The following is an 18,221-nucleotide window of genomic DNA, read 5'->3' as shown; positions in this document are numbered from 1 at the left end:
ATGCGAGGGCTCCTGGGTGCGGCGGTCGCGATCGCCCTTCTGGCCGGCGGCTGCGGTAGCAGCAGCGGTGGGAAGGACGGCACCTGCCCGGACAGCGTCACCTACCAGGGCACGAGCTACCGGGCGAACCTCAAGGACGAGTCCGTCCAGCAGGGCGCTGTGCTGGGCACCGGCACCAAGCCCGGGTGCACCAAGGGCCCCGACCATGACGACTACGACGTGACGGTCGTCCGGCTCGTGGGCACCGATCCAAGCGACGGCGTCGGCGTCGAGGATCAGCCCGGGATCATCTACCAGCCGCAGCCCTGAGGACCCGTGCTGCGGATCGCCATGCTCTTCGAGCTGCCCGCGCCGCCGCCGTTGGCCTTCGCCTACGTGACGGCGCCCAACCGGCTGGCCGAGTGGCAGACGAACACCGTGTCGGTCGTCGCCGACCCGCCGCCGCCGCTGAAGCTGGGCACGCGCCTGACCGAGACCCGCAAGGCGCCGGTGGGCAGCCGCACGGTGACCGCGACCGTCGAGGTGGTGGCCTACGAGCTGGGCCAGCGGTTCGACCTGCACATCGTCGACGGCCCGCTGCCGATCGACGTGACCCACACGTTCGCGCCCGGGGCGACCCCCGGCACGACGCACCTCGAGGTCCTGCTGCACGGCAACCTGCCCTACCCGTTCCGCCTGGCCCAGCCGCTGTTCAAGCGGATGCTCGAGAAGCAGTTCCGGGCCGACTACGGCCGGCTGGCCGAGCGCCTCGGGGCGCTGACTACATCGAGTCGGGCGCGCTGACGCCGAGCAGGCCCAGGGCCCGCGCGATCGTCCGCTTGCTGGCGACGCACAGCGCAAGGCGGAAGTCCTCGACCTCGGAGCCGACCACGCGGCAGTCGCGGTAGAAGGCGGTGAAGTCCTGGGCCAGCTCGAGCGCGTAGGTGGCGATCCGGTGCGGCGCGCGCCGCTCGGCCGCCTCGGCCACCTCGCCCGGGAAGGCCAGCAGCCGCATGATCAGCGCGCGCTCGCCCGGCTCCAGCGGCAGCGAGCGCTCGGGGAACGCGCCGACCGCGGCCTCGTCGACGCCCGCCTTGGTCAGCACCCCGGCGATCCGCGCGTGGGCGTACTGGACGTAGTAGACGGGGTTGTCGGCCGACTCGCGCACGGCCAGGTCGAGGTCGAGCTCGATCGTCGTGTCGTACGAGCGGGCCAGCAGGTACCAGCGCGCGGCGTCGACGCCGATCTCGTCGAGCAGGTCGTCCAGCGAGACGATCGTGCCGGCCCGCTTGCTCATCTTGCCCTCGGGCAGGTTGACGAACTGCATCGTCAGGATGTCGAGCTGGTCGGGATCGCCACCGAGCGCCTGGAAGGCCGCCTTCAGCCGCTTGATGTAGCCGTGGTGGTCGGCGCCGAGCACGTAGAGCATCTGGTCGAAACCGCGCTCGCGCTTGTCCTGCATGTAACCGATGTCCGACGTGAAGTAGGTGTGCTCGCCGGTCGAGCGCACGAGCACGCGGTCCTTGTCGTCGCCGAACGTCGTCGTGCGACACCACAGCGCGCCGTCGTGCTCGTAGGTGTTGCCCTGCTCGCGCAGCACGTCGAGCGCGTGCTCGACCTTGTCCGGGTGCAGCGAGCGCTCCGAGAACCACACGTCGAACGGCTCGACCCGGAAGCGGGTCAGCGTGGCCGCGATGTTCTCGAGCATCGCGGCGACGGCCTTGGCGCCCAGCTCGTCCAACGAGATCTGCCCGTCGTCCAACGGGGCCAGCTCGGCCACGTACTCGCCCGGGTAGCCGCCCTCGGGGACGTCCTCGCCGCGGGCCCGCGCCCGCACCGACTCGGCGAAGCGCACGACCTGCGAGCCGTAGTCGTTGACGTAGTACTCGCGGGTCACGTCGTGGCCGTGGAAGGCGAAGATCCGTCCCAGCGCGTCGCCGATCGCCGCGTTGCGCGCGTGACCGATGTGCACGGGCCCGGTCGGGTTGGCCGAGACGAACTCGTCGTCCACCTTCAGGATCGGATCCGCCCCCCCGCCACCGAAGCCGTCGCCCGCGTGGAGCACGCCCCGCAGGGCGTCGACGAACCAGGCGTCGCCCAGGAACAGGTTCAGGAAGCCGGGCCCCGCGACCTCGACGCGCTCCAGCCGGTCGCCGAGCGCGCCGCTGAGCGCCACGCCGAGCCGGTCGGCCACGTCACGCGGCGGCGCCTTGAGGATCGGAGCCAGCAGCATCGCCGCGTTGGTCGACAGGTCGCCGAAGCCCGCCTTGCGCGGCCGCTCGAGCGTCGGCTCCGACCGGGGCGGCGCGTCGGCCAGCGCGGTGGCGGCGTCGAGCACGGCGGCGTGGAGGTCGGACAGGGGACCGGTCATCGGTCCTACAGATGGTACGGCTCGCCCGCGAGGATCTTGTGGCCCCGCAGGAGCTGCTCGAGGAGCACGACACGGGCCAGCTGGTGGGGCAGCGTCAGCGGCCCGAGCGAGAAGCGATGGTCGACGTTGTCGAGCTCCAGGCCGACCGGCCCGCCGATCACGAAGCACAGGTCGCGCCCGGACTGCCGGCGGTCCTCCAGGAAGCGGGCGAAGCGCAGCGAGTCGAACACCTCGCCCTCGCGGTGCAGCAGCGACACGAACGTGCGATCCGGGATGCGCTTGGCCACCCGCTCGTCCTCGCGCACCTCGATCAGCTCGAGGCGGGCGTGGCGGGCCAGCAGCTTCTTGTAGTGCTGCACGTCATCGACGTACGGCGGCCGCAGGCGCCCGACGGACAAGACGATGAGTCGCACGAAGTGGGATGCTAAGCGCATGGCAGGCGACGACCAGGGCCCCGAGCGGCACATCAACATCCACTTCTCTCCGGAGATCATGGCCGGCGTCTACGCGAACTTCGCGAACGTCAGCCACAGCGACTACGAGTTCACGGTGACGTTTGCGCGCGTCGACCACGAGGTCGAGGACGACGAGATCCCCGGCGTGGTCGTCTCGCGCGTGAACCTGTCGCCGCGCTTCATGCGGGAGCTGATCGACGCCATGGAGGACAACTACTCCAAGTGGCAGACCCGCGAGGGGATCAAGAACCTCCCCGAGTTCGGCGGCAACGAGCCGTCGGGCCCCGCCTGACCCAAGCGCCGAACTGAGACGTTCAATCGCGCGGCTCAGCCGCCGATACAGGAGGTATGGGCTCCTTTCCCAGGTCCCTGCGGGCCCTCCTGCTGATCAGCTGGCTGCTGGCCGCCGGGTCCGTCCTGCACGCGATGGGCCTCGGCCCGCAGACCGACCTGGCCACGTCCGTCTGGGTCGACTGGGTGGCCACGCTCGTCCCGCTGGTCGGCGGGATCAGCCTCCTGTGGGGCGCCCGCGTCGTGCGCCACGGCGAGACGCGCTGGACGATCCTGGCCGTCGGGCTGCTGTGGTGGGCGGTGGCCACCGTCCTGTGGCAGTGGGTGTTCGACCGCGCCGATGACGCCTCGGTCATCTTCCTGCCGATCTACCCGGCGGGCCTCGCGTTCCTGTGGCTGGAGCTGCGCCATCGGGTTCCGCGCCTGCCCGCGGTCGTGGCCATGGACATCGCCTCGGGCGTCCTGGCCGCGGGCGCCATCAGCGCCAGCCTGATCGTCCCCCAGCTGCCCAACCAGGATCTGGCGGCGCTGAGCTTCCCGATCCTGGACATCCTGCTGATCTGCGTGGTGGTGGCGCTGTTCACCGTCGCGCGCTGGTCGCCCGGCCGGGACTGGATCGCCATCGGCCTGTCGCTGCTGGCCTACGCGGTCGGCGACCTGCTGTGGGCGCTGAACGGGAACCTCGAGTCGGCCTGGGGCGAGGCCGCCTACACCGTCGCGCCGCTGATCCTGGGGATGGCCCCGTGGCTGCGTTCGCGCCCGCTGCCGTCGGCCTCGACCACGGTCTCCACGCGCCTGCCCTGGCCGTTCGCGCTCTTCCTGGCCGCGCTCGGCCTGATCGTGGCCGGCAACTTCACCCCGATCCCGCCCGTCGGCCTGTGGCTGGCCGTCGCCTCCCTCGTGCTGTCGGCCTTCCGCGCCGGCCAGGCCTACCGGGCGATCCGCTCGCTGCCCGAGACGCGCCGCCAGGCGCGCACGGACGAGCTCACCGGCCTGGTCAACCGCCGCGGCTTCTACGTGGCCATCGAACGTCAGCTGGAGCGTCACCCGGGCCGGCCCGCCGCGGTGCTGATGCTGGACCTGGACCGCTTCAAGGAGCTCAACGACACGCTCGGCCACGCCTCGGGCGACCGGCTGCTGGCCGAGCTGGGCCCGCGGCTGGCCGGCGCGCTGCGCCCGGCCGACACGCTGGCCCGCCTGGGCGGCGACGAGTTCGCCGTGCTCTGCCCCGGGGCCGGGAGCGCCGGGGCCCGGCAGGTCGCCCGCCGGCTGCAGGACGCGCTGCACGCGCCGTTCGCGATCGGCGACCTGGGCATCCACGTCGACGCCAGCGTGGGCATCGCCACCTATCCCGAGGACGGGATGAGCGTGGCCCAGCTGCTGCAGCGCGCCGACGTGGCGATGTACCAGGCCAAGGGCGACGGGACCGACGTCGAGCGCTACGACGCCTCGCGCGACGAGCACTCCCGCGACAAGCTCGAGCTGGTCGGCGAGCTGCGCCAGGCGCTCGACGGGGCGGGCGGCATCGAGCTGCACTACCAGCCGCAGGCCTGCCTGCGCACCGAGGTCGTCGAGTCCGTCGAGGCGCTGGTGCGCTGGCGGCATCCCACGCGCGGCCTGCTGCCCCCGGCCGCCTTCCTGCCCGCGGCCGAGGGCGCCGGCCTGATGCGCCGCATCGGGCGCGAGGTGCTGCGCACCGCGATCGCCCAGGCCGCCGAGTGGCAGCGCTCGGGCCGCGGCGTCCCGATCGCCGTCAACCTGTCGACCGCCGACCTCGTCGACAGCACGTTGGCCACCGAGATCGCGCAGCTGCTGGACGGCGAGCACCTCGACGGGTCCTGGCTGAAGCTCGAGATCACCGAGAACACCGTGATGGCCCAGCCCGAGCGCGTGATCGCCACGCTGGCCGAGCTGCGCACGCTGGGCTGCCGCGTCTCGCTGGACGACTTCGGCACCGGCCACGCCTCGCTGGAGCACCTCGTGCGCCTGCCCGTCGACGAGCTGAAGATCGACCGCTCGTTCGTGCTCGGCCTCGACCGCGACGACGCCGGCTCGGCCGCGATCGTGCGCGCGCTGGCGCTGCTCGGGCACGACCTCGGCGTGAGCGTCGTGGCCGAGGGCGTCGAGACGCCGCGGGCCTGGGGCCAGCTGGTGGTGGCCGGCTGCAGCAGCGCCCAGGGGTATCTCCTGTCACGTCCGCTGCCCGCCGCCGAGCTGGAAACGTGGCTGGCCGCCCGCCGCCAAGAGGCGGCCGCGTTGGAGGAACAGGCCGTCTGACGACCGAAACATGGTGCGATACGCCCCATGCAGGTCGCGCTCATCTCCGATATCCACGGCAATCGCCAAGCCCTCGAGGCCGTCCTGGACGACATCGATCGCACGCGGGCCGACGAGACGTGGTGCCTGGGTGACCTGGTCGGCTACGGCGCCGAGCCCGACGCCTGTGTCGAGCTGGTGCGCGAGAGCGCGACGATCTGCCTGGCCGGCAACCACGACCTGGCGGTCACCGGCGCGCTGTCGCTGAGCGAGTTCTCCCGCGGCGCGGAGATCGCCGCGCGCTGGACGCAGGAGGTGATGGAGCCGGCCAACGTCGACTGGCTGCGCCGGCTCCTGCCCCAGGACGTCGACCGCTCGATCGGGCTCTACCACGCCAGCCCGCGCGACCCGATCTGGGAGTACGTGCTGTCGGCCCTGCTGGCCGAGCTGTGCCTCGACGTCCAGCCGCACCGCATCTGCGCGGTCGGCCACAGCCATGTGGCGCTGTCGTTCGTGCGCCGCGAGGGCGAGCTGGCCACCGGCGAGCCGCGCCGTGGCGACGACGAGCTGGACCTGTCCGAGGGCGAGTGGCTGATCAACCCCGGCTCGGTCGGGCAGCCGCGCGACGGCGACCCGCGGGCGGCCTGGGTGCTGCTCGATCTGGACGCCCGCACGGCCGCCTGGCGACGGGTGCCGTACGACATCGGCAAGGCCCAGGCGGCGATCCGATCGGCCCGGCTGCCGGACTCCCTGGCCGACCGGCTCAGCTACGGTCAATGACCGTGCGCCGTGCGTTTCCCCTGCTCGCAGCCCTGCTGCTCGGTGCCGCCTGCGCCGTTCTGATGGCCTGCGGCGGCTCGGGCAGCGACGACGACCTGATCCCCGACGGGCCGGCCGCGACGATGATCGACCAGCTCGACACGATCCAGAGCTCGGTGAACCGTGGGCGCTGCTCCGGGGTAGACAATCAGGTGGCCGCGCTGCAGACCCAGATCAACGACCTCTCCCGCCAGGTGGACTCGGGCCTGCGGGCGCGCCTGCAGGAGGGCGTGAACAACCTGGCCGCGATCGCTCCGGACGAGTGCTTCCAGCGCCGCGACGCCAAGCAGACCACCCAGACGCAGACCGTCGAGACGACCACGACCGAGACGCAGACGGTCGAGACCACGCCGACGCAGACGCAGACGACCGAGACGACGCCCGAGACGACGCCGACCGTGCCGACGACGCCGGAGACGACGCCGACGATCCCGCCGCCGGAGACGACCTCGACGGAGCCGCCGGGCGGCGCGACGATCCCCGGGACCGACCCCGGCGTCGGCGGCGCCGAGCCGGGAACGACGCCATGAACCAGGGCATCGAGATCGCGGGGCGCTACCGGATGGAGGGCCGCCTGGGCCTGGGCGGAATGTCCACGGTGCACCTGGCCATGGACACCCGGCTGGAGCGCCAGGTCGCGGTGAAGCTGCTGGCCGAGCACCTGGCCGACGACCCCACTTTCGTGTCGCGCTTCCAGCGCGAGGCGCTGGCCGCCGCGCGGCTCGTGCACCCCAACGTCGTGCAGGTGTTCGACTCGGGCCTGGACGAGGCCACCGGCCGCCACTACATCGTCATGGAGTACGTGCCGGGCCAGTCGGTCGCCCAGATCCTGAGAGATCGGGTGGGTGGGGGCCGACTGGGCGTGGACGAGACGTTGTCGATCGTCATCCAGGCCTGCCACGGCCTCGACTACGCCCACCGCCAGGGCATCGTCCACCGCGACGTCAAGCCCGGCAACCTGCTGCGCACCCCGGAGGGCATCGTCAAGCTCGCCGACTTCGGCATCGCCCGGGCGACCGAGCAGTCGTCGATCACCCAGGTCGGCTCCGTGCTCGGCACCGCCGCCTACCTGTCGCCCGAGCAGGCGGCGGGCGAGGAGGCCGGCCCCGCCGCCGACCTGTACTCGCTGGGCGTGGTGACCTACCAGTGCCTGGCCGGCCGGCTGCCCTACGAGGCCGCGTCGCTGTCCGAGCTCGTGCTCAAGCAGCAGCGCGAGGCGCCCGAACGCCTGGACCAGGCGCGCCCGGACGTGGGCGCCACGCTGGCCCGCGCCGTGGCCAAGGCCCTGTCGATCGACCCGCGCGACCGCTACACCAGCGCCCGCGAGATGGGCGACGAGCTGGATCGCGCCGCCGAGGCCTTCGAGTACGACGACGACGTGGAGCGCACCGCGGCGACGCGCGCGATCGACGCGACCAGCGCGACGTCGATCCTGCAGGACCCCTACGCCGAGCCGCCCCCGGCCTGGGACGCGACGAACGAGCACCAGGTCGTCTCGCGCCGCCAGCCGGTGCCCCGCCGCCGCCAGCCGCCGCCCCCACCGCCGGCCGCCCCCACGCGCCGGGCCAGCGAGGCCGCCGCCGCGCCGCGCAAGGGCCGGCGCACCGCGCGCCTGTTCGCGATCCTGCTGATCATCGCCCTGATCGCCGCGGGCGTGGGCATCGCGATCGTCACGTCGATGAGCGACAGCCAGCGCGTCCAGCTGCGCGACGTCGTCTACGACTCGGTCGATCGCTCGGTCGAGTCGATGAAGCAGCTGATCAGCGACAACCAGCAGTAGCGGTACCGACCGGTACCAATCGGGTAGGGTCAGGCGCATGCCTCGCGCCATCAGCTATCCCATCGCCGGCAAGGTCGTGCTCATCACGGGGGCCGCGCGCGGCATCGGCGCGGGTACCGCGCGCGAGCTGGCGGCTCGTGGCGCCCGCCTCTCGCTCGTCGGCCTGGAGCCCGAGCTGCTGGCCGAGCTGGCCACGGAGCTCGGTCCGGACGCCGCCTGGTTCGAGGCCGACGTGACCGACCGCGCGGCGCTCGACGCCGCGGTCGCCGGCACCGTCGAGCGCTTCGGCGGCATCGACGTGGTCATCGCCAACGCCGGGGTCGCGCCGGTGGGCACGGTCACCACGCTGCCACCCGAGGCGTTCGCCAAGACGATCGACGTCAACCTGATGGGCGTCTACCACACGATCCACGCGACGCTGCCGCACGTCATCGCGCGCAAGGGGTACATCCTCCCGATCTCGTCGGGCGCCGCGGTGATGCACCTGCCGATGATGGCCCCGTACTCCGCCAGCAAGGCCGCGGTCGAGGCCTTCGCCGACTGCCTGCGGGTGGAGCTGGCGCCCAAGGGCACGGCGGTCGGCTGCGCGTACTTCCTGTTCATCGACACCGACATGGTCCGCGAGGTCGACAGCCACGCCGGCGCGCAGCGCAGCAAGATCACCCAGGGCGCGGCGCCCCTGCCGGTCGCCGTCAACGCGATCGTCTCGGGCATCGAGCGGCGCGCCCGGATCCTCTACGCGCCGCGGCAGCTCGGTCCGATGCTCGTCCTGCGCGGGGTCATCAACCCGCTGGCCAACCGCATCGCCCCGCGTCTGAAGCAGGTCCGCGAATCGATCCGCGAGACCGAGTCCAACCCGAAGGGTCCGGGTTCAGGTGCACTGGCACCCCCGCAGCAGTAGGGTCCGCCGCGGACTCTGGAGAGAGGAAGGTCCGCCATGCGCCAGCTCACCAGCCTGGACGCGCAGTTCCTGAACATCGAGAGCCCTCGGATGGTGGGGCACGTCTCGGGGCTGGCCATCCTCGATCCGTCGAGCAAGGCCAACGGCACGCTGGAGCTGGCCGACCTGTGCAAGCTGGTCAGCGAGCGTCTGACGCTGCTGCCGCCGATGCGCTGGAAGCTGCGCACCGTGCCGCTCGGGCTCGACCATCCGTACTGGATCGAGGACGCCGACTTCGACATCGACTTCCACGTGCGCGAGCTGGCCCTGCCGCCCGGCGCCGACGACGAGAAGCTGGCCGAGCAGGTCGCGCGGATCGTCGCCCGCCCGCTGGACCGCTCGCGCCCGCTGTGGGAGCTGTACCTGATCCACGGCCTGTCCCACGGCCGCGTCGGGATGCTCACGAAGATCCACCACGCGGTGGTCGACGGCGTCTCGGGCGCCGAGATCCTCTCGGCGCTGCTCGACGTCAGCCCGGAGGGCCGCGACGACGTGCCCACCGAGCCGTCGGGGAAGCTGGGCGAGCGGATCCCGTCCGACCTGGAGCTGCTCGGACGCGCGGCCGCCGGCATCCCGCTGCAGCCGCTGAAGGCGCTGCGCGCCGCCCCGGCCACGCTGCCCTACCTGCAGGCCATGCCCGGCACGCGCGACATCCCCGGCTTCGGCACGCTGAGCCGCATCGCGCAGCGCGTGATCCCGGGCGTCCCCGACCGCGACGTGCTCGAGTTCGCCACCCAGGCGGCGCCGTCGACGCCGTTCAACGGCGCGATCTCGCCCCACCGGCGCTTCGCGTTCGGCCAGCTGCCGCTGGACACCGTCAAGCAGATCAAGGACCAGTTCGGCTTCACCGTCAACGACGTGGTCGTCTCGATCTGCACCGGCATGGTCCGGCGCTGGCTGCTGGAGCGCGACGCGCTGCCCGCCGAGCCGCTGATCGCGATGGTGCCGGTGTCGGTGCGCACCAAGGAGCAGTTCGGCACGTTCGGCAACCGCGTGTCGGTGATGGTCGTGCCGATCGCCACCGACGAGCCGGACACCGCGCGGCGCCTGGAGCGCACGCACGACACGCTGCTGACCGCCAAGGATCGCCACAAGGCGCTGCCCGCCGACCTGCTGACGGACGCGACGCGCTTCATCCCGCCCGCCGTGGCCGCGATGGCCGCGCGCACGACGCTGTCGGTGATGGCCAGCACGCGCTCGCCGGTCAACCTGGTCATCTCCAACGTCCCCGGACCGCAGTTCCCGCTGTTCTGCGCGGGCGCCCGCCTGGAGGCGCACTACCCGGTGTCGGTGATCGCCGACGGCGTGGGCCTGAACATCACCGTCATGAGCTACGTCGGCCACCTCGACTTCGGCATCGTCGTCGACCGCGAGATGATCGACGACCCGTGGCCGATGATCTCCGGGCTGCGCGACGAGCTGACCGCTCTGTCGGAGCTCAGCCCGCGGTTCGAGCGACCCCAGGCGACGCGCCGCAACGGAGCGCCGCCGCGGTCTCGGCCAGGGTCCCGGCCAGGATCGCCTCGCGCAGGTCGGTCATGAGCCGCTGCACGAAGGCCAGGTTGTGGAGCGTGACCAGGCGCATGCCGGTCAGCTCGTGCGCCTTGATCAGGTAGCGCAGGTAGCCGCGGCTGAAGCCGGCCGCGCAGGTCGGGCACGGGCAGTCGTCCATGATCGGCTCGTCGGCGTCCTTGTGGCGTGCGTTGGTCAGGTCCACGCGCCAGCGCTTGTCGGGATCGGGGACGATGGCCATGCCGTGGCGGCCGATGCGCGTGGGCATCGCGCAGTCGAAGTGGTCGATGCCGATCTCGACGCCGCGGATCAGGTCGTCGATCTCGCCGATGCCGAGCAGGTGGCGCGGCTTGTCCGGCGCGACGCGGTCCAGCGTGTCGGTCGACCACGCCGTGACCTCGTGCATCTGCGCCTTGGTCTCCCCCAGCGAGCCGCCGATGGCCACGCCGTCGACCGCGGCCTTGGCCACGATCTCGGTCGACTCGCGGCGCAGGTCCTCGTGCACGCCGCCCTGGACGATGCCGTAGACCAGCTGGCCGTCGGGGCCGTGGGCCGCGTGCCAGTCCAGGCAGCGCTGCAGCCAGCGATGGGTGCGCTCGGTGGAGCGGGCCGTGTAGTCCTTCGTCGCGTGGAAGGGCGTGCACTCGTCGAACACGAGCGCGAGGTCGGACCCGAGCGCGGCCTGGACCTCCATCGACGTCTCGGGCGCCATGAACCTCGCGCTGCCGTCGATGTAGGACTTGAAGGTGACGCCCTCTTCGGTGATCGACGTGACGCCGCCGGCGCGCTCGGCGCCGTGCGAGGCGCGGCCCTTGATCTCGTCCGAGACGGTGCCGTGGCCCATGCTGAACACCTGGAAGCCGCCGGAGTCGGTGATGATCGGCCCGTCCCAGCGCATGAAGCGGTGCAGGCCGCCGAAGTGGCGGATGCGCTCGGCGCCCGGGTCCAGGAACAGGTGGAAGGTGTTGCCCAGCACCATGTCGTAGCCGAGCTCGGTCACGTCGCGGGGCTCGAGGCCCTTGACGGTGGCCTTCGTGGCCAGGGGCACGAAGGCGGGCGTGCGCACGTCGCCGTGCGCGGTGTGCAGGACCCCGGCCCGCGCCTGCGAGCCGGGGTCGCGCTGAAGGATCTCGAGGGCCGACACGGCCCTGAGACTAGGACTCGACGGCGATCTCGACGCGGTGCGGCTTGGCGGCGACGGGCTTGGGGACCGTCACGGTCAGCACGCCGTTGTCGAAGGCGGCGGTGATCGCCTCGGCGTCGACGCCGGCGGGCAGCGTCAGCGTGCGGCGGAACGCGCCGGACGAGCGCTCGACGCGGCGGTAGCCGGCGCCCTCGCCCAGCTGCTCGGCCTTGCGCTCACCGGAGATGGAGAGCACGCGGTTCTCGAGCTCGATCGAGACGTCCTCGGGCGCGAGACCGGGAAGGTCGGCGCGCAGCACGTAGGCGTCGGGCGTCTCGGCCAGGTCCATCGCGGGGACCCAGCGGCGGGCGGCGACGGCGGCCGAGCCGGTCGGGGTGTCGAAGAGGTTGTTGGAGAGCCGGTTCACGGACACCGGCTCCCAGCGAACGAGTGCCTGGAGACCCGTTGTGTCGAGTTGCCGACACTTCTCTGGAAATCAGGCGGCGGCGCGGGCAGGATGCGCCGCCATGCATCGGATGCTCCTCCTCGTCGCGTTGGCCTTCGCCGCCCTCCCGGCGGGCGCCCACGCCGCCACCGTCCAGCTGACCACGGTCGGTCACACCGAGGGCCACATGCCCGGGCTGATCCCCGACGGCGTGGCCATCGGCTACGTCGCCGCGCCCGGTGAGGCCAACCGCTTCACGGTCGCCCGCCTCGGCGACCAGCTGCTGATCAGCGACATCGGCGCGACGATCCAGCCGATCGCGCCTCGCGACGGCGCCGGTGCCGGGCAGTGCACCCCGGTCAACGCGACGTCGGTGACCTGCCCGCTGGCGCTGCAGCTCTCCGTGGACCTGGGTGACGCGAACGACACCGCGACGGTCGGCGCGCTGGGGACCACCCGGCTCGACTACCTCCAGATCGACGGCGGCAGCGGCGACGACGTGCTCACGGGCGGGGAGCGGGCCGAGACGCTGATCGGTGGCGACGGGGCCGACCGCGTGCTCGGCGGCGACGGCGACGACCGGCTGATTGGCACCGAGGCGGTGGCCGGCGACGACATGCTCGACGGGGGCAGCGGACGCAACGTCCTGGCCTACACCGGCCAGCGCGACGACATCCACGTCGACCTGGCCGCCCGGCGGGCGACCGGCACCGGGATCGGCACCGACACCCTCGCCTCGTTCGCCGAGGTGCAGGGCGGGCGCGGCGATGACGAGCTCGTCGGCGACGACGGGCCCAACCTCCTGGCCGGCGGACCGGGCGACGACTTCGTCCGAGGCGCCGGCGGCAACGACGAGCTGTGGGGCGAGCGGCCCGACGCCGAGAGCCCGGGCACCCGCGATCGCGTCGACGGCGGGCCCGGCAACGACCTCATCAACCTGGGGCACGAGATCATCGACCCGGGCGACATCGAGCTGATCCCCTACACCGTCGAGGACGGACGCAAGGACCGCGTCCGGTGCGGCACCGGCCGGGACGTCGTGACGTTCGCCGGAGCGCAGGACGTCCTGCCGGTCGACTGCGAGGACGTCTCCCCCGGCGACGGCTGGTCGCTGGAGCTGCCGCCGCTGGCGGCGACGTCCCGCTCGCTCGTGCTGGCCAAGCACGGGTTCCAGGGTCGCCCGGAGCTCGTGGCCGCCGACGGGAAGACGGTGCTGGGCCGCGTCGCCGCACCGATCAAGGCGTCCGACAAGCAGCTGCGGTTCGTGCTGACGCCGACGGGCCGACGGATCGCCGCGCATGGCCGCCCGACGGTCGTGCGCGTCGAGTTCGGCGTCCTCACCGCCCTGACGCTCGCCCTGCCGAAGCTCTAGACGGAGGAGGGGAGCACGCGCTCCCACACGTCGCCGAGCTGGTCCTGCGCGTCGTCGTCGAGGTGCGCCAGGAAGTGGCGACGGACGCCGTCCAGGTGCGTGACGCGCGCGGCGGCGAGCTTCTCGCGCCCGGCCGGGGTGATCACCGCGAACGAGCCGCGCGCGTCGGATTCGCACGCCTCGCGCTCGATGAAGCCATCCCGGGCCAGGCGGTCGGCCAGGCGCGTCAGGCCGCTGCGACTGAGCAGCACGCTGGTGGCCAGATCGTGCATCCGCAGGCGGCCTTCGGGCGAGTCGTTGAGGTACAGCAGGACCTCGTAGGAGGTCAGGCTCAGGCCGTGCGCGCGCTCGAGCTCGGCGTCCAACGCCTTGACCAGCGTGGCGTGCACGCGCAGCAGGCCGCGCCACGCGCGGAGCTCGCGCGGGGTGAGGAGCGTGGGAGTGACCGGTTGGGGCGTCATCAGGTACGGTCCTTCGCGGCGCAACGACCGTAGCAAAGACCGAGGATTGATTGTAGCCGCAACTATGGCGCTCGAAGGCCTCCACCACGTCACGGCGATCACCGGCGACGCCCAGGGCAACGTCGACTTCTACGCGTCGCGGCTCGGGCTGCGGCTGGTCAAGAAGACCGTCAACTTCGACTCGCCGGACGTCTACCACCTGTACTTCGGCGACGAGGTCGGCACGCCGGGCTCGATCCTCACGTTCTTCGAGTTCCCGGCCGCGCGGCCGGGCCGCGCGGGCGCCGGGATGGTCCACCGGATCGTCTGGCGGGTGGGCTCGCGCGAGGCGCTGGCCTTCTGGCAGGAGCGGCTGGGCATCGACGGCGTCGTCTTCGCCGATCCCGAGGGCCTGGAGCACGAGCTGTTCGTGGCCGAGGTGCCCGATCGCCCGCTGACCGCGGCGGCCGAGGGCATCCCGCCCGAGTTCGCCCTGCAGGGCTTCCACGGCGTGCGCGCCTACAGCGACCGCGTCGACCGGTCCGTGGCGCTGCTGGAGCGGCTCGGGTTCACGCGCACCGGCGAGGGCGACGACGACGCCTGGGAGCTGGCCGGCGCCGAGCGCCGCGCGACGCTCCACTACGACCCCGCGCCCGACCAGCCGGGCATCCAGTCGGCGGGGACCGTCCACCACGTCGCCTGGTCGGCCGCCGACGACGCCGAGCTCGAGCTCCTGCGCACCGCCGCCGCGCAGGCCGGCGCCCACCCCACCCCCATCATCGACCGCCAGTACTTCCACTCGGTCTACTTCCGCGAGCCCAGCGGCGTCCTGTTCGAGCTGGCCACGCGCGACATCGGCTTCGACGTCGACGAGCCCCGCGAGACGCTCGGCCAGGCCCTCCAGCTGCCGCCCCAGTACGAGGCCCGCCGCGCCCAGCTCGAGCAGGCGCTCACGCCCCTGGTCAACCCCCGCGGCGGCTGATGGCCCACCGGGTCCTGCCCGCCGCCGACGCCTTCTGGCGCCCGTCCAACCAGATGGGCGTGCAGAACACGGATCTGGCCGGGCAGCTGCAGGCGACGACGCTCGCCTGCCGGCTGTGGCGCCTGACACCGGGCCAGGCCTCCACGCGGCACCGTCATCAGGCACAGACCGAGCTGTATGTGGTGCTGGAGGGCACGGGTCGCATCCGGGTCGACGACGAGTTGCTCACGCTGGCGCCGCTGTCGTCGCTGCTGGTGGAGCCCGACACCGTGCGTCAGGTGTTCAACGACACCGAGGCCGACGCGCTCTGGCTGGTCGCGGGCGCGCCCATCGAGGCGGCCAACACGCTGGCCATGACGCCCGAGCTGCTCGCCTTCATGTATCCGGACGGTCCCAAGGCACTGCCGCCCGAGCTGGGCGGCGGACCCGCCGTGTGACCTCTTTGTGCACCTTCACGCGATCTTGACTTCGGCTTGAGGCGCAGGGCGCAGGATGCGTCCTGCGCATCCTCCCCTAGGACGCAACCGCGGCGGTCCGCCGGCTCCCCATACGACCCTGACCCAGTCCGGAGCCAGCGGGCCGCCGCCTTCCTTTCCGGCGCGATTCCCGGCCGAGTGGCGAGTTGGACCCGCCCAGCGGGTCCAAGTCGCCACTCGACGGCGGGCAGCGATGAGGTCCGGCTCGCGCGCGCTAGTTGAGCTGCTCACGGACCTGCTGAACAGGGCAGGGCCGCGTATTTGATGGATGTGTCCGGCCCCGACCGGAGGCTGAGAGGTGCGACCCACCACAGCCCAAGAAGGGACCGGACACATGACAGACCGTAGATGTCGCTATGCGATGGCGGCGAGGATCGAGATGGTCCGCCGCCGCCAGGCGGGCGAGTCGTTGCGGCAGATCGCCGCGGCGGTCGGGTGTTCGCCAACCACGGTCAAGACGATGTGTGACCGGTTCGGCCAAGCCAGCGAGGCCGAGAGGGCAGATTTCTCGTGCTTGGCGCCGAGGCGGCCGGTTCCGCTGTCGTGTCCTTGGGCGCTGACGGCGGCCCAGGAGCGCGAGATCCTCGACGCGCGCCAACGCACGAACTGGGGGCCGATGCGCCTGGCGTTCTTGACCGGCCGTCACCGCTCGACGAACTGGAAGGTGCTCAGGCGCCACGGCGTCAGCCGCCGACGCCGCAGCGAGCGGGCGACCGTTGGCAAGCGCTATGAGTGGACCCAAGCCGGCGCCTTGTTGCACATCGACGCGTTCTCGGCAGCGAAGTTCGATGAGCCCGGGCATTGGGCGACCGGTGATCGCTCCCAGGCCCAGCGCTCGCGCGGGGCGGGCAAGACGGTGGTCATCGGAGTGATCGACGACCACACCCGCCTGGCCTACTGCGAGCTGCACGCAGCCGAGAACAAACACACCGTCTCAGCCACGCTCAAGCGCGCCGCGGCCTGGATGGCAGAACAAGGCTGCGGCCCCGTCCAGGCGGTGATGAGTGACAACGCCAAGTGCTACTCCGAGAGCCACCAGTTCGCCCAAACACTGCACCAGCTCGGTGCCCGCCACATCCTCACGCCGCCCTACACCCCCCGCTGGAACGGCAAGATCGAGCGCTTCTGGCAAACCCTGGACACCGAATGGGCCCACAGCCGCGTTTGGCCCAACAGCACCCAACGCGACCGCGCCCTGTCATCGTTCATCCGCTTCTACAACCGCCAACGCCCACACTCAGCCGCCGGCGGCCGACCACCCATCACCCGCGTTCAGCAAGTCCGCGAGCAGGACAGCTAGTTGTCCGTCTCGCGCGTGAAGTCCGACGGCGGCAACGAGAACCACGTCGTGTAGGCCTGCTGCTGCACGGGCTGCAGCGGCGCCGGCAGGGGCGCCTCGATCTCCTCGGTCATCGCCGTGTCGAGCACCGCGGACAGCCGCTTGACCAGGGCCTTCTCCGACCGCGTCGTGCCCTTGCGGTCGTAGATGTTGTCGATCTCCATCCGGCCGCGCTTGGTGTCGTAGTCGTAGGCCTCCGACTGGATCGGCTTGGACTCGTCGATCGTGCTGGAGCCGTCCTTCCAGAAGGCGTAGCGGGCGATCTTGCCGTGCGGCGTGCGCACGCCGGTGATGTGGAACGGCGCGGGCCGGGCCTGCTGCGTGGTCGGCACCTCGGGGCTGGTGCCCGGCTCGTCGGTGCCGTGGGCGATGTAGGCGCGCCCGGGCGCCTTCGGGTTGCTGGCGATCGCGCCGATGTCCGCGCGCCCGGCGATCTGCGCGTAGGTCGAGTTGCCCCGCCAGTCGTCGCCGCCGGTGGCCAGGGTCAGCATCAGCGGAGCCAGGTCGACGCTGGAGAGCAGCTGCTGGCGCTCGCTTCCGGCGCCGGCCGTCCAACCGCCGGTCGGGTCCTTGACGATCAGCGGGACCCGGACGCCCTCGTCGTAGAAGGCGAAGCCCTTGCCGCGCATGCCGTGGGCGCCGGCGTACTCGCCGTGGTCGGAGGTGAACACCACGATCGTGTTGTCGGCGAACGGCGACTTGGCCAGCGCGCTGAGGACCAAGCCGATCTGGATGTCGACGTCGTTCTGCATCGACAGGTAGGTGTCGAGCATCTCCGTCCACTGCCGCTGCGTCTGGCGGTTGTCGGGCATCACGCCGAACAGCTCGTTGGCGATCTGCATGGCCCGGTACTGCATCTCGGGCTTGCCGCGCTCGGCCCGGCCCGCTCGCGTCTCGAAGTTGCCCGGCAGGTGCGAGAAGATGCGGCGCGCGTCGTTCTCGCCCTCGACCTTGCGCGAGTAGCGCGGATACCAGGCGATGTCGTGCGGGTTGACGAAGCTGACCGTCGCCGCCCACGGGTTGCCGCCGGCGGCCCGGCTGGCCAGCCAGTCGGTGAACTGGCCGCGGATCAGCGGGTCCATCATCAGGCCCTGGCCGGCGCCGCCGTTGGGCGACGGGCAGGTGCCCGAGCCCGGCCAGTTGGCGGTGAAGCCGTAGGCCTCGTACGGATCGGGCTCACAGCCGCCGTTCTGCGCGCCCGACATGTGCCACTTGCCGAACCAGTACGTGTCGTAGCCGTTCTGGCGCAGCATCGTGCCCCACGTCGGGAAGCCGGGGTTCAGGTCGGTCGGCGGCGTGGTGGCGAAGATCGCCGTCTGGTGCGTGTACAGGCCCGTGGCCTGCGTCGTGCGCGACGGCGTGCAGTCGTTGGAGGCCGTGAAGTAGTTGGAGAAGCGCACGCCCTCGTCGCCGAGCTTGGTGATCGAGGGCAGCGCCGCACGCTGCAGTCGCGGGGGCAGGTACACCCACGGCGTGCGCATCTGGTCGACCATGACCAGCAGGATGTTCAGGCCCCCGCGGGGCGTCGCGGCGCGGGCCGCGGCGGTGCGCATCAGGCTCGGCGCGGCGGCCACCGCCCCGAGCGCCAGGCCGGTCTTCGCCGCGCTGGCGACGAAGTCCCGGCGGGTGGTGGTCATGTGG

19 protein-coding genes are annotated in these 18,221 nt (G+C 72.0%); 13 read left to right on the top strand and 6 right to left on the bottom strand.

Features of this window, described 5'->3' with window-relative positions:
• Together ACZ5UI_RS01380 and ACZ5UI_RS01375 are read left to right on the top strand one after the other, a co-directional pair.
• Positions 1-309, top strand: a complete 309-nt coding sequence (locus tag ACZ5UI_RS01380; protein WP_464193453.1) for a DUF6281 family protein — start codon at positions 1-3, stop codon at positions 307-309.
• A 6-nt stretch (positions 310-315) separates the two neighbouring features.
• Positions 316-783: an SRPBCC family protein gene (locus tag ACZ5UI_RS01375; RefSeq protein ID WP_464193451.1), complete on the top strand. Its 468-nt coding sequence runs from the start codon at positions 316-318 to the stop codon at positions 781-783.
• On the opposite strand, the gene ACZ5UI_RS01370 is transcribed toward ACZ5UI_RS01375, so the two are convergent.
• Positions 761-2,350 (bottom strand): arginine--tRNA ligase, encoded by a 1,590-nt coding sequence (locus tag ACZ5UI_RS01370; RefSeq protein ID WP_464193448.1) that lies wholly within the window; start codon positions 2,348-2,350, stop codon positions 761-763. The genes ACZ5UI_RS01375 and ACZ5UI_RS01370 overlap by 23 nt on opposite strands.
• 5 nt (positions 2,351-2,355) lie before the next feature.
• On the bottom strand, positions 2,356-2,763 hold the full coding sequence (locus ACZ5UI_RS01365; protein ID WP_464193446.1) for a 23S rRNA (pseudouridine(1915)-N(3))-methyltransferase RlmH: 408 nt from the start codon (positions 2,761-2,763) through the stop codon (positions 2,356-2,358).
• A 19-nt stretch (positions 2,764-2,782) separates the two neighbouring features.
• On the opposite strand from ACZ5UI_RS01365, the gene ACZ5UI_RS01360 reads away from it, so the two are divergent.
• The 7 genes from ACZ5UI_RS01360 to ACZ5UI_RS01330 are packed head-to-tail and all read left to right on the top strand — an operon-like array spanning position 2,783 to position 10,433.
• Positions 2,783-3,097 carry a DUF3467 domain-containing protein gene (locus ACZ5UI_RS01360; RefSeq protein WP_464193444.1) on the top strand — a complete coding sequence of 105 codons (315 nt, stop codon included), beginning with the start codon at positions 2,783-2,785 and terminating at the stop codon, positions 3,095-3,097.
• A 56-nt stretch (positions 3,098-3,153) separates the two neighbouring features.
• Positions 3,154-5,373, top strand: coding sequence for a putative bifunctional diguanylate cyclase/phosphodiesterase (locus ACZ5UI_RS01355; protein WP_464193442.1), 2,220 nt, complete (start codon positions 3,154-3,156; stop codon positions 5,371-5,373).
• Positions 5,374-5,400: 27 nt separating this feature from the next.
• Positions 5,401-6,132 carry a metallophosphoesterase family protein gene (locus ACZ5UI_RS01350; protein ID WP_464193440.1) on the top strand — a complete coding sequence of 244 codons (732 nt, stop codon included), beginning with the start codon at positions 5,401-5,403 and terminating at the stop codon, positions 6,130-6,132.
• Between the two features lie 2 nt (positions 6,133-6,134).
• The gene (locus ACZ5UI_RS01345; protein ID WP_464193438.1) at positions 6,135-6,701 is read left to right on the top strand and encodes a hypothetical protein; all 567 of its coding nucleotides are present in this window, start codon (positions 6,135-6,137) and stop codon (positions 6,699-6,701) included.
• A complete protein-coding gene (locus ACZ5UI_RS01340; protein WP_464193436.1) occupies positions 6,698-7,951 on the top strand; it encodes a protein kinase domain-containing protein in 1,254 nt (417 codons plus the stop codon). The genes ACZ5UI_RS01345 and ACZ5UI_RS01340 overlap by 4 nt, the downstream gene beginning before the upstream one ends.
• 37 nt (positions 7,952-7,988) lie before the next feature.
• Positions 7,989-8,852: an SDR family oxidoreductase gene (locus ACZ5UI_RS01335; protein ID WP_464193434.1), complete on the top strand. Its 864-nt coding sequence runs from the start codon at positions 7,989-7,991 to the stop codon at positions 8,850-8,852.
• 36 nt (positions 8,853-8,888) lie between these two features.
• A complete protein-coding gene (locus ACZ5UI_RS01330) occupies positions 8,889-10,433 on the top strand; it encodes a WS/DGAT/MGAT family O-acyltransferase (protein ID WP_464193431.1) in 1,545 nt (514 codons plus the stop codon).
• On the opposite strand, the gene tgt is transcribed toward ACZ5UI_RS01330, so the two are convergent.
• Positions 10,330-11,547, bottom strand: coding sequence for a tRNA guanosine(34) transglycosylase Tgt (gene tgt / locus ACZ5UI_RS01325; RefSeq protein ID WP_464193427.1), 1,218 nt, complete (start codon positions 11,545-11,547; stop codon positions 10,330-10,332). The genes ACZ5UI_RS01330 and tgt overlap by 104 nt on opposite strands.
• 10 nt (positions 11,548-11,557) lie before the next feature.
• Positions 11,558-11,953: an Hsp20/alpha crystallin family protein gene (locus tag ACZ5UI_RS01320; protein WP_464193425.1), complete on the bottom strand. Its 396-nt coding sequence runs from the start codon at positions 11,951-11,953 to the stop codon at positions 11,558-11,560.
• 100 nt (positions 11,954-12,053) lie between these two features.
• Here ACZ5UI_RS01320 and ACZ5UI_RS01315 point away from each other — a divergent pair, with 100 nt between their 5' ends.
• Entirely contained in the window at positions 12,054-13,343 is a 1,290-nt protein-coding gene (locus ACZ5UI_RS01315) for a calcium-binding protein (protein ID WP_464193422.1), read from the top strand.
• Here the strand turns inward: ACZ5UI_RS01315 and ACZ5UI_RS01310 are convergent.
• A complete protein-coding gene (locus ACZ5UI_RS01310) occupies positions 13,340-13,804 on the bottom strand; it encodes a MarR family winged helix-turn-helix transcriptional regulator (RefSeq protein ID WP_464193420.1) in 465 nt (154 codons plus the stop codon). The two genes, ACZ5UI_RS01315 and ACZ5UI_RS01310, sit on opposite strands and share 4 nt — an antisense overlap.
• Positions 13,805-13,868: 64 nt before the next feature.
• Here ACZ5UI_RS01310 and ACZ5UI_RS01305 point away from each other — a divergent pair, with 64 nt between their 5' ends.
• The 3 genes from ACZ5UI_RS01305 (at position 13,869) to ACZ5UI_RS01295 (ending at position 16,541) form a co-directional block, all read left to right on the top strand.
• A complete protein-coding gene (locus ACZ5UI_RS01305) occupies positions 13,869-14,765 on the top strand; it encodes a VOC family protein (RefSeq protein WP_464193417.1) in 897 nt (298 codons plus the stop codon).
• Positions 14,765-15,202 (top strand): cupin domain-containing protein, encoded by a 438-nt coding sequence (locus tag ACZ5UI_RS01300; protein ID WP_464193415.1) that lies wholly within the window; start codon positions 14,765-14,767, stop codon positions 15,200-15,202. Before ACZ5UI_RS01305 ends, ACZ5UI_RS01300 begins: the two co-directional genes overlap by 1 nt.
• Before the next feature lie 400 nt (positions 15,203-15,602).
• On the top strand, positions 15,603-16,541 hold the full coding sequence (locus ACZ5UI_RS01295; RefSeq protein ID WP_464188931.1) for an IS481 family transposase: 939 nt from the start codon (positions 15,603-15,605) through the stop codon (positions 16,539-16,541).
• On the opposite strand, the gene ACZ5UI_RS01290 is transcribed toward ACZ5UI_RS01295, so the two are convergent.
• Entirely contained in the window at positions 16,538-18,217 is a 1,680-nt protein-coding gene (locus tag ACZ5UI_RS01290) for a sulfatase-like hydrolase/transferase (RefSeq protein ID WP_464193413.1), read from the bottom strand. The two genes, ACZ5UI_RS01295 and ACZ5UI_RS01290, sit on opposite strands and share 4 nt — an antisense overlap.
• Positions 18,218-18,221 lie beyond the last annotated feature (4 nt).

The sequence above is a fragment of the Conexibacter sp. JCM 18997 genome, assembly GCF_055391915.1.
The sequence above is the reverse complement of the archived record's forward strand: the minus strand, read 5'-3'. Positions and strand labels throughout refer to the sequence as shown.